Source organism: Bradyrhizobium centrolobii (assembly GCF_001641635.1).
Taxonomy (GTDB): domain Bacteria; phylum Pseudomonadota; class Alphaproteobacteria; order Rhizobiales; family Xanthobacteraceae; genus Bradyrhizobium; species Bradyrhizobium centrolobii.
This window is the reverse complement of record NZ_LUUB01000080.1, coordinates 110,257-123,955: the sequence shown is the minus strand read 5'-3', so window position 1 is coordinate 123,955 and position 13,699 is coordinate 110,257. Positions and strand designations below refer to the sequence as shown.

Below are 13,699 nucleotides of genomic sequence, written 5' to 3'. Positions count from 1 at the left end.
CAATGCCCCTTTGACCATCCCTGAGTGAGACGCTTCATGCCCCGCGACAGCGACAAACACAACGATTCCCCGCGCGGCCGGCGTGATCGAGGCCCGGCCAAGGGCCGCACCGGCAAGCCCCGCGGGCCGGAGAAGAAGTTCGCCAAGCGCGGCTTTGCCGGCAAGGGCGATCGCGACGAGCGCCCGTCCCGCGGCGACCGCGACAGCCGTCCGTTCCGCCGCCGCGAGGAAGGCGACGCCCCGCGCCGCGACTTCGGCGACCGGCCGCGCTTCAAGCGCGACGACCGCGGCCGCGAGGATCGCGGCGAGCGCAGCTTCAAGCCGCGTGGCGACCGCCCGTTCAAGCCGCGCGGAGACGGTCCGAAATTCGCCTCTGACGAGCGCGCGCCGCGCGGCGAGCGCTCCGAGCGCCGCTTCGAGGACCGGAAGTTTTCGCGCGGCGGCTCGGACCGGCCGCGCAAGGATTTTGGCCGCGATCGCGACTTCGAGGGTAGAGAGCCCAAGGGCGCCTTTGGAGATCGCAAGCGCGACTTCCGAGAAGATCGCAAGGGCGACTTCCGAGATCGCAAGCGCAGCTTCGGCGACCGCCCGCGCGACCGGGACGATCGTCCCCGCAAGAGCTTCGGCAAGGACTTTGGTGGCCGCGACCGCGGCGAGGAAAAGCCCTGGCGTCAGCGCGACGACCGCCGCGAGGGCGGGCACGGCGAGGACCGTCCGCGCTTTTCGCGGCGGCGTGACGAGGGAGGTGAGGATCGCCCGCACTTCTCGCGCTCGCGCGAGGAACGCTTTGGCGAGGACCGCCCCAAATTCGGCCGCCCACGTTCCGACCGTTCGCGCGAGGATCGTTCCGACTGGCACGAGCATCCGCGCAGCGAAGGCCGCTTCCGCGACCGTCCGCGTCGTGACAATGAGGACGACAGCCAGATCTTCACCAGGCGCCCGGCCTTTGGCGGCCGCGGCGCCTATCGGGAGCGTGATCGTGATTTCGAGGGCCGCCCCCGTCGCGATGAAGCACCGAAGCCGAAGAAGGCCGGCGAGCGCATCGCCAAGGTGCTGGCACGCGCAGGCCTCGCCTCGCGCCGCGATGCCGAGGAAATGGTCACGCAGGGCCGTGTCACCGTCAACGGCCGTGTGATCAACTCCCCGGCGCTCGACGTGACGCAGAGCGACGTCGTCGCCGTCGACGGCAAGCCGTTGCCGCCGCGCGAGCGCACGCGGCTGTTCCTTTACCACAAGCCACGCGGGCTGATGACGACGCATGACGATCCAGAGGGGCGTCCGACCGTCTTCGACAATCTGCCCGAAGGCCTGCCGCGGCTGATCTCGGTCGGCCGGCTCGACTTCAACACCGAAGGGCTGCTCTTGCTCACCAATGATGGCGGGCTCGCGCGCACGCTAGAGCTGCCGGACACCGGCTGGCTGCGCCGCTATCGCGTCCGCGCCCATGGCGACGTCACGCAGGCACAGCTCGATGAGCTGAAGAACGGCATCGAGGTCGAGGGCGTCAAGTACGGCCCGATCGAGGCGACGCTGGAGCGCGACCAGGGCGCCAATGTCTGGCTGGTGTTCGCGATCCGCGAAGGCAAGAACCGCGAGGTGCGCAACGTCTGCGCCCATCTCGGGCTCGAGGTGAACCGGCTGATCCGCGTATCCTACGGCCCGTTCCAGCTCGGCGAGATCCCCGAAGGTCAGGTCGACGAGATCAAGTCGCGCGTGCTGCGCGAACAGCTCGGCGACAAGGTGATCGAGAAGTCGGGCGCGCAGTTCGACGTGCCGCAAAAGTCCTCGTCGCGCGACGACGATGCACCGCGCGAGAAGAAGCCGGTGAGCAAAAGGGCGGTGATCAACGACCGCAAGGGCCGCCGCGTGCTGGTTCAGCGCACCGGCAGCGAGGAGGCACGCGAGCGCAACGAGTGGGAGGCCAGCGGCTACGGTCCGCCGCGCCGTCCCAAGCGCGGCTATCACGGCAAGCGCGACCTGAAGCCGCGGGAGGAGTGAGGTGAAGTGCGCTCGTTCGCTCGGCACCCTCTCATTCCCTCCCTCCCCGCAAGGGGGAGGGGAGCGCACCGCCCGTGTGGCGACAGAGTGGGCAATGTAATGCGTGTCGTCGGCGGTCGATTGAAGGGGCGCAATCTCGCCTCACCGTCCTCGCGCGACATCCGCCCGACCGCGGATCGCCTGCGCGAGTCCGTGTTCAATATCCTGGTGCACGCCTATGACGATCCGATCCAGGATGCGCGGGTGCTCGATCTCTTCGCCGGCACGGGGGCGCTCGGCATCGAGGCGGTCTCGCGCGGCGCGAAATTCACGCTGTTCGTCGACAACGGTGCCGAGGCGCGCGCGCTCTTGCGCAACAATGTCGAGGCGCTCGGCCTCGGTGGCGTGACCAAGGTGTATCGCCGCGATGCGACCGATCTTGGCCCTGCGCATCCGGTCGAGCCGTTCTCGCTCGTGTTCCTCGATCCGCCCTATGGCAAGGGTTTTGCCGAGCAGGCGCTCGCGAGCTTGCGCGATGGCGGTTGGCTCACGCCGGGTGCGCTGCTCGTGGTCGAGGAGGCGAAAGCCGCGCAGTTCGTCGCGCCGGAAGGCTACGAGGAATTGGAGCGGCGGGCCTATGATGACACGGAGTTCGTGTTTTTGAAGAGCACGTAGCTTCGTAGGGTGGGTTAGCCGAAGGCGTAACCCACCACTGTCTGTCTCAGCGGAAGCGAAAGAGGTGGGTTACGCTTCGCTAACCCACCCTACAAGAGCGTCACCTTCGCCCGAATAGCTTCTCGACGTCTGCGAGCTTCAGCTCGACATAGGTCGGGCGGCCGTGATTGCACTGGCCGGAGTTCGGCGTCTCCTCCATCTCGCGCAGCAGCGCGTTCATCTCCTCCGGCTTGAGTCGGCGACCGGCGCGCACCGAGCCGTGGCAGGCCATGGTGGCGGCGACGTGCATCAGCCGGCGCTCCAGCGGTAGCGCCTCGTCCCACTCGGCCATGTGTTCGGCAAGGTCGCGCAAGAGGCCGCCCGCGTCGGACTTGCCGAGCAGCGACGGCGTCTCGCGCACCGCGACCGCGCCGGGGCCGAAAGATTCGATAGCAAGCCCAAAGGACGCAAGCTCGTCGCCGCGCGCGAGCAGGCGCTCGACAGTGGCCTCGTCCATCTCGACGATCTCGGGGATCAAGAGGATCTGCCGCTGCACGCCGTTCGCTGCCAGCGAAGCCTTCAACCGCTCATAGACGATGCGTTCGTGCGCGGCATGCTGGTCGACGATGATGAGGCCATCGCGGGTCTGCGAGACGATGTAGTTCTCGTGGATTTGTGTGCGCGCGGCCCCGAGTGGGCGATCGACGAGATCGCCCATCGGCTGCGTCTCGATCCGTACATCCGCGCTCGGCGCACCGACATCAAAGGCGGCCTGCACGCGCTCCGCGAAGACAGGCGCGGCGGCGCCGTCGAACGACGGCAGCGGCGCCGTCGGGGCGGCCGGCGACTGCCGCCAGTCCCAGCTGGCGGGGCGCGGCGTGAAAGCAGGCCGGAACGAGGACAGCGCGCTGCCGCCGTTGTTGGCCGCGGTGCGCCGGCCCTCGCGTGCGAGCCCCTCCTTCAATCCGTGCACGATCAGTGCGCGTACGAGCCCCGCGTTGCGGAACCGTACCTCGGTCTTGGCCGGATGCACGTTGGCGTCCACCTCGCGCGGGTCGAGCGTGACGAACAGCGCCACCACGGGATGGCGGTCGCGCGGCAGATAGTCGGAATAGGCCGCGCGCACCGCGCCCAGGATCAGCTTGTCGCGCACCGGCCGGCCGTTGACGAACAGATACTGCCCGAGCGCGTTGGCCCGCGTCAGCGCAGGCGCCGCGGCATAGCCGGCGACCACGACGCCCTCGCGCCCGGCGTGAACCTCGATGGCGTGGCTGCGAAATTCCGCGCCCAGGATGTCGCCGAGCCGCGTCAGCCGGCCGGCGGCGCCGGGCAGCGCCGCGGCCCAGGTCACCGGCGCGCGCTCCTCGCCGGCCAGCGTGAAGGCGATGTCGGGCCGCGCCATCGCCAGCCGCCGTACCACCTCGCGGATGGCTTCGGCCTCGGTGCGGTCGGTCTTCAGAAACTTCAGCCGCGCCGGCGTCGCGTAGAAGAGGTCGTTGACCTCGACCCGGGTGCCGTGCGCCAGCGCCGCCGGCATGATCTCGGACTTCTCGCCGCCCTCGACCGACAGCGCCCAGGCGTGCGGCTCGCCCGCGTGCCGCGTCGTGATCGAGAGTCGCGCGACCGAGCCGATCGACGGCAGCGCCTCGCCGCGGAATCCGAGTGTGCGGATTTGCAGGAGGTCCTCGTCATCGAGCTTGGAGGTGGCGTGGCGTTCGACCGCAAGCGACAGATCCTTCGCGGTCATGCCGCCGCCGTCGTCGGTGATGCCGATCCGCCGCCGACCGCCGCCATCGGTGAATACGTCGATCCGGCTCGCACCGGCATCGATCGCATTCTCGACGAGCTCCTTGACCACGCTCGCCGGGCGCTCGACCACCTCGCCGGCGGCGATGCGGTTGACGACTTGCTCTGGAAGCTGGCGGACGGGCATGGGGCTCGGTCTTGAACTTGGGACTTGGATTCGCTGACAGCGTTATCTTAAGCCGTGTTGCGTCAAAAGCATGTGTTGAGCAACAACATCGTGGCGGGCTGGGGAAGAGGGCCCTCTATCACATTGAAGACATTGGACGTTCGAACAAATCGCGCGCCGGAGATGGGCTGATCTCCTGCTACCGTCCTGATTGTGAGGCGTGGGGCGGGGGTGTAGCATCGTGAAAAAATGGCAACAGGAACGGGAGGACGCCATGTGCCATCTCTTCGCGCATCAGCCCCAACGCGACTACGAGTCCCAGACCCGATCGCTCAGGATCGACGGGCACTGCACCTCCATCCGTCTGGAAATAGCGTTCTGGGACACGCTGGAGGAGATCGCGGCCAGGGAGAGCATGAGCCTCGGCAAGTTCCTGACGACGCTCTACAACGAGGTCCTCGACCATCATGGCGAGGTCAACAACTTCGCCTCGCTGCTGCGCTGCTCCTGCCTGATCTATCGCTCCAGGAACATGGCGCCGGTGCAGGAATTCAAGAGCGCGGTTACGGCCATTCTCGATGCGGCCGAATAGCCTGATCCATCATCAGGCTCGCGCTTCATCTAAAGTAAAAGCGGCTCTGTCCGATAGGACAGAGCCGCTTTGCCATGTCAGGCCTCAGATCTCCTTCTTCTGCATCGCCCCAGCGATGTAATCAGCCTGCCGGATGGCGAGCGCGACGATGGTCAGCGTCGGGTTGCACGCTGCGCCGCTGGTGAACTGGCTGCCGTCCGAGACGAACAGGTTCTTGATGTCGTGGGTCTGCCCGAACTTGTTGACCACGCCATCGCGCGGCTTCTCGCTCATCCGGTTGGTGCCGAGATTGTGGGTGCTCGGATAGGGCGGCGTCGGATAGGTCACGGTGGCGCCGACCGCGTCGTAGACGGCAGCACCCTGCTTGTAGGCGTGAGCGCGCATCGCGACGTCGTTGGGATGGTCGTCGAAATGCACGCTCGCGACCGGCAGTCCGAACTTGTCCTTCACAGTCGGATCGAGCGTGATGCGGTTGGTCTCCTGCGGCATGTCCTCGCCGACCAGCCACATGCCGGCCATCCGCGGATAGCCGTCGAGAGCGCTGGTGAACGGGCGTCCCCAGGCGCCGGGATTGAGGAACGCCGCCATGAAGGGCAGGCCGATCGACAGCGTCTCCATCTCGTAGCCGCCGACGAAACCGCGCTTCGGATTGTTGGCCGCCTCGTCGCGGATGATGCCGGCCATGGTCGTGCCGCGATACATGTGCACTGACTTCTCGAACACCGCGTAGACGCTGCCCGTCATGTGGCGCATGTAGTTGCGGCTAACCTGGCCGCTTGAATTGGCGAGGCCGTCGGGGAACATGGTGGAAGCGCTGTTTAACAGCAGCCGTGGACTCTCGATCGAATTGCCGGCGACCGCAACAATGCGCGCCTTCTGGCGCTGCGTTGCGCCGCTTTCGTCGGCATAGACCACGCCGGTCACCTTGCCGCTCGCATCGTGCTCGATCTTGATCACCATGCTGTTGGGCCGGACCTCGAGATTGCCGGTTGCCTCGCCCTTCGGGATCTCGGTGTAGAGCGTTGACCATTTCGCGCCGGATTTGCAGCCCTGGAAGCAGAAGCCGATCTGCTGGCAGGAGCCGCGTCCGTCGCGCGGCTGGCTATTGATCGCCATGTTGCCGGTGTGCACGGTCTTGTAGCCGAGCTTCTTCGCGCCGGCCTCGAGGACCTTGAAGTTGTTGTTGCCGGGAAGTCCGGGAATGCCGTTGGTGCGGGTCACGCCCATCTTGTTCTCGGCCTTGGCGTACCACGGCTCCATCTCGGCGAGCGTGACCGGCCAGTCCAGAAGGTTGGCGCCTGGAATGTTGCCGTAGGTGCTCTTCACCTTGAACTCGTGCTCGTCGAAGCGCAGCGATGCGCCGGCCCAATGCACCGTGGAGCCGCCGACCGCCTTGACGATCCAGGCGGGAAGATTCGGGAAGTCCCTGGCGACGCGCCATGTCCCCGACGTGGTGCGCGCATCCGACCAGGCGAGCTGGGCAAAGCTGTCCCACTCGTCGTTGACGAAGTCCTGGTTCTCGATGCGCGGACCGGCCTCGAGAATGACGACCTTGACGCCCTTCTGTGCGAGTTCGTTGCCCAGCGTGCCGCCACCGGCACCGGAGCCGACGATCACCACAACGCCGCTGTCGTTCAGATCGAATTTTGCCATATGCGTTCTCCTGAACCGTTGGGGTGCGACTTAAGCCTTCGGCAGCCAGTCGATGTCGGCGAAGCCGCGGTTGATGTAGCCGCCGTGCTCGGCGGAGGAGCCCTCGTAACCGAACCGCGGCCAGACCTCTTTCTGGTTGTAGAGCGACACGACGAGGTCGCCGCGCACCTTCTGGAAGAAGTCGCTCTGCTCGATTTCCTTCAAGAGCACCACGCGATCGGCTTCCCAGGGCACTTCGGCATAGGGCGCCTTGTGGCGGTCCCGTGCATTCTGATCGAGCCTGGCGATGCCGTCGCTGATGAGAGCCTTGATGGCGGGATCCTTGGCGGCCTTGCCGTCCCACGGCTTGATCGCCGTGATGTAGTAGCTGTCGCCGAGAGCATCGTGCGGATAGATGTCGCGCGCGACCTTCAGCAGCGTCTTCATCGTCGCAGGCGAGAGCGCACTCGCATCATCGGCCCAGGCGCTCTCGATACTGACGCCGACGCTGGTCGCTGCGGCCACGACCGGCACGGCGGTCGCCGCACCCTTGAGAAAGACGCGGCGGCTGTGCTTGCTTCGACGGTCGACTTCTCTCATGGTGTTCCTCCGTGAATTTTATGTTTTGGAATTTTATGTTTTGATCAGTTGAAACGTCCGCCCCGCTGGATCACCTCGATCTTGTAGCCATCGGGATCACTGACGAAGAAGAAGCGCGCCAGCGTCTTGCCGTCGTGCTTGAAGTCGCGCAGCGGTCCCGGTGCGAGCTTCTCGCGCTCGAAGCGCGCATGCTCGGCCTCGAGATCCTCGACCACCACGGCGAGATGTCCGTACCCGTCGCCGAGCGCGTACGGTTCCTTGCGATCGAAATTGACGGTCAGCTCCACCTCGAAAGGTGAGGAGGGGTGACGCAGATAGATCAGGGCAAAATCTGCGAACTTCAGATGGTCTGCGACTTCGAGACCGAAGGCGCGCCTGTAGAAGTCGAGCGATCGCGCCTCGTCGAGCACGCGGATCATGGAATGGACCGGCTTTGCCATTCAGTTCTGCTCCTTGAGAAAGGCTATGATGGCGGCGCGCGTCTCCGGCTTCGCCTGCCGGTAGGCCATGACCACGCCGGGAATGACCGCTTGCGGATTTGTCAGCCAGGCATCGAGCCTGGCCTCGTCCCAGGCGAAGTCAGCTTTGGCGAGGCCCTCTGAGTAGCGAAACCCGTCGACCCTGCCGGCCGGCCGTCCCACGATCCTGACCAGCGGCGGGCCCTGCCGCATCGGCGCCGACAGATCCGTCGTGTGGCACACCGCGCATTGCTGCTTGAACAGCGTCGCGCCATCCGGCGGCTTGGCGGCCGGCAACGGCATTTGCGCGTCGGCCACCCGCACCGCCAGCACCACTGCGGTACACAATTCCAGCACGACTGCCCGCATCGCCAAGAGCCCGCTCATCCACATCAACGCTGACCTGCGCAAACTCTAGGCGGCGTCAAATGAGCGGTGGTAGTAGCGGGCTGTTTCGTCGCAAGCGGAGGTGCCCGCGGTTCGCTTGTGTTCCGCACTGCCGCATATGAGGAGCACAATTCCGCGAAACCGCCCAGAAATCCCTAAACGATGACCACACGACGCGGATTGCATGACGAGGGCGCCGTTCGAGCCCTCTACGCGATGAAACGGTCCGGTGCAGGCGAGCGGCGTCGGGAACAGCCGAACCGTTCATCGCGAAAAAATCCAGGAGAAATGGATGAAGTTGGTGAAGACCTCTGTGATCGCATGCGCTCTCTCGGCCCTCATTGCGACGCCCGTTCTCGCACAAGGTGCGTCACCCGGCGCCAATACACGCGGCACCGTGCAAAGCAAACCCATGCAGGGAGGCGCGGTAGGCAGCGAGGATGAGGATGGCGGCGCGCAGCAGGGTGCTGCGGGTGAGAAGATGGGCATGAAGCCGTCCAAAGGGACGAAGGGCTCGGCCGGCACCACGGGCAGCGCAGCGCCCAGGGGGACGGTCAACGATCCCGCTTCGGGCAGTCCCGCGAGCGGCAAGCGCTACTGAGGCCGAGACACGAAACGGCAAACCTCCGGTCGCTCTGCGGCTGGAGGTTTTTTTGTCACTCAATCGTCGAAGCGGCCGCCACGCTTCGCCTTGATGTCGCTGCGACGCTTCTTGCCGTCCAGCCGGCGCTGCTTGGAGGCGAATGTCGGCCGGGTGGCACGGCGCGGCGTCGGCCGGACCATCGCTTCGCTCAGCATCTCGACGAGGCGGTCGATGGCATCCTGCCGGTTGCGCTCCTGGGTGCGGAAGCGCTGCGCATGGATGACGATGACGCCGTCCTTGGTCATGCGCTGGCCGGCGATGCGCGCGAGGCGCAGGCTGGCGTCCTCCGGCAGGGTCAGCCTGCGGGTGTCGAAGCGCAGTTGCGCCGAGGTCGCGACCTTGTTGACGTTTTGCCCGCCCGGCCCGGAGGCGCGGACGAAGCTGACCTCAATGTCGTCCTCGTCAATGGCAAGATCGCGGGATATCCGCAACATGGTGGCACCATTCGTGATGCCCGGACATATCGCGGACGTCTACGTTCGGCAATGGCGCATACCGGATACGCAAATGGCCGGGACGAGCCCGGCCATTTCTCAGGAGACTTATGGAAGTCAGTTCGACTTCGTCGCCGGTGCTGCTGCGGGCTGCGCGGCGGCCTGCGGGGCGCGGCCGACGACGACGGTCAGGAGTCCCTGGCCCCACAGGCGCTTGGCGGCTGCCTTGGCGTCGTCCAGCGTCACCGCATCGACGATCGCGTTCCGCTTCTCGATATAGTCGATCGGCAGCTTGTCCTGCTGATATTGCAGCAGCGCCTGCGCCAGCTTGGAGGAGGTGTCGAGCGCCAGCATCTGGGAGCCCTTGAGATAGGACTTGGCCTCGTCGAGCTCCTTCTGCGTCGGGCCCTCCTCGGCGATGCGGCGCACCTCTTTCTCGATGGCGTCGATGGTTTCGCCGGCGCGGTCGGCGCGGGTGCCGGTATTGCCGATGAACAGCGCCGAATGCTCCATCCACAGCAGCGATTCGAACACCGAATAGGCCAGACCCCGCTTCTCGCGGACCTCGCGATAGAGCCGGGAGGACAACCCGCCGCCGCCCAGGATGTGATTGACGACATAGGCCGCCATGAAGTTCGGGTCGTTGCGCTTCACGCCGGGGCCGCCGAAAGTAATCACGGTCTGCGGCACATCGAGCGGCACGAAGGCGCGCTGCGGCGGCCTGGCGGCTGCGATGTCGGGGACCGGCGTGAGGTTGGCCTTGGCCGGCAGGCTGCCGAAGGTGTGGTCGAGCAGCTTGCCGAGGGTCGCGGGATCGACGTCACCGACGACCGCGACCTTCAGCGTGTCCTTGGCAAGCACGCGGCCGACGTAATCCTTCAAGTCGGTGATCGTGATGGTCGGCACGCTGTCCAGCGTGCCGTTGGTCTGCCGCCCATAGGGATGATCGCCGAAGGCGATCTCCAGGAATTTGCGGCTCGCCAGCGAGGTCGGGTTGGTGGTCTCGCGGCGCAGCCCGGAGATGACCTGCGAGCGGATGCGTTCGACATCGACGGTGTCGAAATGCGGCGAGGTCAATGCCATCCGCAACAGGTCGAAGGCTTCATCCTTGTTGTCGCGCAGCATGCGCAGGCTGCCGCGGAAGGTGTCGCGGGTGGCGCTGAAGCTGAGCTCGATGGCGCGGCGCTCCAGGCGCTCGTGGAACGTCTTGGAGTCGAGATCGCCTGAGCCCTCGTCGAGGAGGTCGCCGACCAGGTTGGCGACGCCGGGCTTGTCCTTGGGATCCTGCGCCGAGCCGCCGGCGAACGAGTATTCCATGGCGATCAGCGGCACCGTCGCGTCCTGAACGAACCAGGCCTCGATGCCGCCCGGCGAGACCAGGTGCTGGATCTTTGCGGCTGCCTCGGACGGCGTAACCGCGGCGAGCGCCAGCGCAGCGCCGGTGACGAAGGACAGTGCGATGCGTCGCGCGCGAAGGAAGGGATGGGTCACGAACGCTTCTCCTCGCGCTTGGCGATAGTGGTGTCCTTGATCAGATAGCCGGTGACCGAGCGCTTCTTCTCGAGCCACTTCTGTGCGGCGGCGCGAACCTGCTCGGCGGTAACGGCGCGGATGCGATCCGGCCAGCTTCGGATGTCCTCGATCGACAGGCCCGTGCTCAGCGCGCCGCCATACCAGCGCGCCAGCACCGCCTGATTGTCCTGAGCGTAGATCGCTTCCGCAATGAGCTGGGTCTTGACCCGTTCAAGGTCCTCGGCGCGGATCGGGTTCTGCACAATGTCGGCGATGACGCCGTCGATCACCTGCTCGACCTCAGTGAAGCTGACGCCGGATTTCGGCGCGGCCGAGATCGAGAACTGGGTCGGATCGAGCGAGACGCTCGAATAGCTGGCGCTGGCGGAGACCGCGAGCGGCTTGTCGACGACGAGCGCGCGGTAGAGATAGGAATTGCTGCCGCTGCCCATCAACTGCGCGAGCACGTCGAGGGCTGCGCTCTCGCCGGCCGCGGCCGTCGTTGCCGAGGGCACCAGATAATAGCGTCGCATGGTGGGCTGCTCGACGCGCGGGTCGGACAGCGTGACGGCGCGCGGGGCGGCCGGATCCGGCTCCTGCGGTCGGATGCGGCGTGCCGGGATCGCGGGCTGGGCCGGGATCGGTCCGAAATTGCGCTCGACCAGCGGGCGGACGTCGGCCACTTCGACGTCGCCGGCGATCACCAGGATGGCGTTGTTCGGCGCGTAGAAGCGGCGGTAGAAGGCGAGCGCGTCCTCGCGATCGAGCTTCTCGATCTCCTGGTGCCAGCCGATCACGGGCCGGCCGTAGGGATGATTGAGATAGAGCGCGGCCATGATCTGCTCGTTCAGCCGCGCATCGGGATTGTTGGCGACGCGCATGTTGTACTCTTCGAGCACGACGTCGCGTTCGGGCAGCACGTTCTCATCCTTGAGGATGAGGCCGGTCATGCGGTCGGCCTCGAACTCCATCATGGTCGGCAACTGCTCGCGCGGCACGCGCTGGTAGTAGTTGGTGTAGTCGACCGAGGTCGAGGCGTTCTCGTTACCGCCGACGCGGAGCACCGTCTGCGAGAATTCGCCGACCGGATGCTTCTGCGTGCCCTTGAACATCAGGTGCTCGAGGAAATGGGCGAGTCCGGACTTGCCCGGCGTCTCGTCGGCCGACCCGACCCTGTACCAGATCATCTCCGTGACCACGGGCGTGCGATGATCCGGAATCACCACGACCTGAAGGCCGTTGCTGAGCGTGAAGCTCGCGGGCGGTGCGGATGTTACCGTGGTCTGGGCGTGGGCAGCGCCGCTCGAAAGGACGTCGGTCGAAAGCAGTGCGGCAATAAGGCAAACAGCCGATCGGTAAGAGGACATCGCGATCCTTGTGAAAGCCCGGACCTGATGTCCTGGCGTGAAAGCGCGGCATGCTACACCGCGCGGCTTTGAGCTTCGGGTCACGAAGCAGAGAACGCGGTCAAGTTGAACTTAAAAATAAGTCATCTGCCGCGTCCAACCTACACCGGACAATTGCGGCAGTTCCGCGCGACCAAGCGCGCGACAGGCAAGGAGCCTTATTGCTCCTTCTCCTTGCCGGACATGATGTCGTAGTACGTCTTCCGCGACTTGTCCGGTCCGGACCCGTAAGCGTAGTTCGGGGACGGCGTCTGGTATCCGGGCGGCGGCTCGACCAGCGACTGGCGCGGGGGTTCGGCGGTGAATTGCTTCTCTTCGGAGCTGTTGCCCTTGAACATGCCCCAAAGGCCGCCGGAGTAGCCGAGTTCGGCCGGCATGAGCGAGGGGTTGCCGTTGGTGCCCGGCTGGATGGGATCGTTGTTCTCGCGGGCGGGCGCGGCCGTTTTGGCGGCGTTCATCTCGGCGGGCGTGAGCGGCCGGGCGGCTTCCCAGTTCTCCTTCGCCTTGTTCGCCTTCTTCCGGGCGGCGATAGCTTCCTTGCGGCGCTTCTCGTCGGGATCCTTCGGCCAGTTCGGCGCAGCCTTGGCTTCGGTCGCCGCGGGCGGCGGCAGGTCGAGCTTGGGCGGAACGACGAGCGGCGAGCGCTCGCGGTATTCGATGCCGGGCTTCTCCATGCTCTTGGCGCCGAGGCCGGACATCAGGTTGTCGATGAGCTTCTCTTCGAAGGTCATGTCGTCGTCGTCATCGCCATCGCCGGCTCGCGCTGCGCCTGCCGACATGACGAGACCGATGCCAAGTGCGACGGTGGACAATTTCAGTACCTGCCAGAACCCCCGCTTGGGGTCTCGAACCATCGAACCGCTGGTTTCGGAGCTGCGCATTACTGTACCTGTTCCATATTGTGGCAGATCGCCGCGTGAGCACGCGGTCGACCCTCACAAGCAAGGTTCCACCACCCGGCCATATCGGCCGGGATCAGGGCGCTTTTGCGGCGGGTACCCCCAGGAAGGAATCATACAATAGGGCCGCCACCCCAGCAACGATGGCCACGTCCGCCAGATTGAAAACGTACCAATTATAGGTCGTTCCGCCGATCTCGATGTGAAACAGGGCGAAATCGACCACGGCGCCGTAGGCCAGGCGGTCGATGCCATTGCCGATGGCGCCGCCGATGATCAGCCCCAGCGCAACGGTGGCCAGGCGGGTGTGCGACCGGGCCATCCAGATCGCCAGCGCAATCACCGCAATGGCCTTCACCGCCATCAGCGCGATCTGCGCCGCCTGGCTGTCGTTCTGGAGCCAGCCGAAGCTGATCCCGATGTTCCAGGCCAGCAACAGATCGAAGAACGGCGTCACTCTTACGGCGCCGCGATGAGCGAGGTCGAAGACGTTCAGCAGCCAGAGCTTTGAGGCCTGGTCGAGCACGACCGTGACCACGGCCGAGATGATGCCGGCGCGGAGTGGCGTCATGCGGAGGTGCCCACTGTCGCAA

14 protein-coding genes are annotated in these 13,699 nt (G+C 65.8%); 4 read left to right on the top strand and 10 right to left on the bottom strand.

What is annotated here, in order from left to right; translation table 11 throughout:
* Positions 1-36: 36 nt before the first annotated feature.
* On the top strand, positions 37-1,998 hold the full coding sequence (locus tag AYJ54_RS29395; protein ID WP_063704504.1) for a pseudouridine synthase: 1,962 nt from the start codon (positions 37-39) through the stop codon (positions 1,996-1,998).
* Positions 1,999-2,097: 99 nt separating this feature from the next.
* On the top strand, positions 2,098-2,652 hold the full coding sequence (gene rsmD, locus AYJ54_RS29390) for a 16S rRNA (guanine(966)-N(2))-methyltransferase RsmD (RefSeq protein WP_063704502.1): 555 nt from the start codon (positions 2,098-2,100) through the stop codon (positions 2,650-2,652).
* A 100-nt stretch (positions 2,653-2,752) separates the two neighbouring features.
* On the opposite strand, the gene mutL is transcribed toward rsmD, so the two are convergent.
* Positions 2,753-4,564 carry a DNA mismatch repair endonuclease MutL gene (gene mutL / locus AYJ54_RS29385; protein ID WP_063704500.1) on the bottom strand — a complete coding sequence of 604 codons (1,812 nt, stop codon included), beginning with the start codon at positions 4,562-4,564 and terminating at the stop codon, positions 2,753-2,755.
* A 253-nt stretch (positions 4,565-4,817) separates the two neighbouring features.
* Here mutL and AYJ54_RS29380 point away from each other — a divergent pair, with 253 nt between their 5' ends.
* Positions 4,818-5,135: a ribbon-helix-helix domain-containing protein gene (locus tag AYJ54_RS29380; RefSeq protein WP_063704497.1), complete on the top strand. Its 318-nt coding sequence runs from the start codon at positions 4,818-4,820 to the stop codon at positions 5,133-5,135.
* An 84-nt stretch (positions 5,136-5,219) separates the two neighbouring features.
* On the opposite strand, the gene AYJ54_RS29375 is transcribed toward AYJ54_RS29380, so the two are convergent.
* Genes AYJ54_RS29375 through AYJ54_RS29360 form a run of 4 tightly spaced genes read right to left on the bottom strand, consistent with a single transcriptional unit; the run spans position 5,220 to position 8,194 of the window.
* Entirely contained in the window at positions 5,220-6,788 is a 1,569-nt protein-coding gene (locus AYJ54_RS29375; protein WP_063704495.1) for a GMC family oxidoreductase, read from the bottom strand.
* Between the two features lie 30 nt (positions 6,789-6,818).
* Positions 6,819-7,367, bottom strand: a complete 549-nt coding sequence (locus tag AYJ54_RS29370) for a hypothetical protein (protein ID WP_063704493.1) — start codon at positions 7,365-7,367, stop codon at positions 6,819-6,821.
* Between the two features lie 44 nt (positions 7,368-7,411).
* Positions 7,412-7,807 carry a VOC family protein gene (locus AYJ54_RS29365; RefSeq protein ID WP_063704491.1) on the bottom strand — a complete coding sequence of 132 codons (396 nt, stop codon included), beginning with the start codon at positions 7,805-7,807 and terminating at the stop codon, positions 7,412-7,414.
* Positions 7,808-8,194: a c-type cytochrome gene (locus AYJ54_RS29360; RefSeq protein WP_082905914.1), complete on the bottom strand. Its 387-nt coding sequence runs from the start codon at positions 8,192-8,194 to the stop codon at positions 7,808-7,810.
* A 310-nt stretch (positions 8,195-8,504) separates the two neighbouring features.
* Between AYJ54_RS29360 and AYJ54_RS29355 the strand changes: the two genes are divergently transcribed.
* Positions 8,505-8,813, top strand: a complete 309-nt coding sequence (locus tag AYJ54_RS29355; RefSeq protein WP_063704864.1) for a hypothetical protein — start codon at positions 8,505-8,507, stop codon at positions 8,811-8,813.
* 59 nt (positions 8,814-8,872) lie between these two features.
* Here the strand turns inward: AYJ54_RS29355 and arfB are convergent, their stop codons facing one another.
* From arfB to lspA, 5 genes are all read right to left on the bottom strand, one after another.
* Positions 8,873-9,289 carry an alternative ribosome rescue aminoacyl-tRNA hydrolase ArfB gene (arfB, locus tag AYJ54_RS29350; RefSeq protein WP_063704489.1) on the bottom strand — a complete coding sequence of 139 codons (417 nt, stop codon included), beginning with the start codon at positions 9,287-9,289 and terminating at the stop codon, positions 8,873-8,875.
* Between the two features lie 117 nt (positions 9,290-9,406).
* Positions 9,407-10,780, bottom strand: coding sequence for a M16 family metallopeptidase (locus AYJ54_RS29345; RefSeq protein WP_063704488.1), 1,374 nt, complete (start codon positions 10,778-10,780; stop codon positions 9,407-9,409).
* Complete coding sequence (locus tag AYJ54_RS29340; protein WP_063704486.1) at positions 10,777-12,168, bottom strand: M16 family metallopeptidase; 1,392 nt, start codon at positions 12,166-12,168, stop codon at positions 10,777-10,779. The genes AYJ54_RS29345 and AYJ54_RS29340 overlap by 4 nt, the downstream gene beginning before the upstream one ends.
* 197 nt (positions 12,169-12,365) lie before the next feature.
* Positions 12,366-13,088, bottom strand: a complete 723-nt coding sequence (locus tag AYJ54_RS29335; RefSeq protein ID WP_063704484.1) for a hypothetical protein — start codon at positions 13,086-13,088, stop codon at positions 12,366-12,368.
* Between the two features lie 94 nt (positions 13,089-13,182).
* Positions 13,183-13,677 (bottom strand): signal peptidase II, encoded by a 495-nt coding sequence (lspA, locus tag AYJ54_RS29330; RefSeq protein WP_063704482.1) that lies wholly within the window; start codon positions 13,675-13,677, stop codon positions 13,183-13,185.
* Positions 13,678-13,699 lie beyond the last annotated feature (22 nt).

Bases quoted from the DNA above. Each gene is read 5' to 3' on its own strand.
- AYJ54_RS29355 (WP_063704864.1), top strand. From the start codon at position 8,505: ATGAAGTTGGTGAAGACCTCTGTGATCGCATGCGCTCTCTCGGCCCTC.
- mutL (WP_063704500.1), bottom strand. From the start codon at position 4,564: ATGCCCGTCCGCCAGCTTCCAGAGCAAGTCGTCAACCGCATCGCCGCC.
- AYJ54_RS29370 (WP_063704493.1), bottom strand. From the start codon at position 7,367: ATGAGAGAAGTCGACCGTCGAAGCAAGCACAGCCGCCGCGTCTTTCTC.
- AYJ54_RS29365 (WP_063704491.1), bottom strand. From the start codon at position 7,807: ATGGCAAAGCCGGTCCATTCCATGATCCGCGTGCTCGACGAGGCGCGA.
- AYJ54_RS29340 (WP_063704486.1), bottom strand. From the start codon at position 12,168: ATGTCCTCTTACCGATCGGCTGTTTGCCTTATTGCCGCACTGCTTTCG.
- AYJ54_RS29335 (WP_063704484.1), bottom strand. From the start codon at position 13,088: ATGCGCAGCTCCGAAACCAGCGGTTCGATGGTTCGAGACCCCAAGCGG.
- AYJ54_RS29360 (WP_082905914.1), bottom strand. From the start codon at position 8,194: ATGCGGGCAGTCGTGCTGGAATTGTGTACCGCAGTGGTGCTGGCGGTG.
- rsmD (WP_063704502.1), top strand. From the start codon at position 2,098: ATGCGTGTCGTCGGCGGTCGATTGAAGGGGCGCAATCTCGCCTCACCG.
- arfB (WP_063704489.1), bottom strand. From the start codon at position 9,289: ATGTTGCGGATATCCCGCGATCTTGCCATTGACGAGGACGACATTGAG.
- AYJ54_RS29380 (WP_063704497.1), top strand. From the start codon at position 4,818: ATGTGCCATCTCTTCGCGCATCAGCCCCAACGCGACTACGAGTCCCAG.
- AYJ54_RS29395 (WP_063704504.1), top strand. From the start codon at position 37: ATGCCCCGCGACAGCGACAAACACAACGATTCCCCGCGCGGCCGGCGT.
- AYJ54_RS29375 (WP_063704495.1), bottom strand. From the start codon at position 6,788: ATGGCAAAATTCGATCTGAACGACAGCGGCGTTGTGGTGATCGTCGGC.
- lspA (WP_063704482.1), bottom strand. From the start codon at position 13,677: ATGACGCCACTCCGCGCCGGCATCATCTCGGCCGTGGTCACGGTCGTG.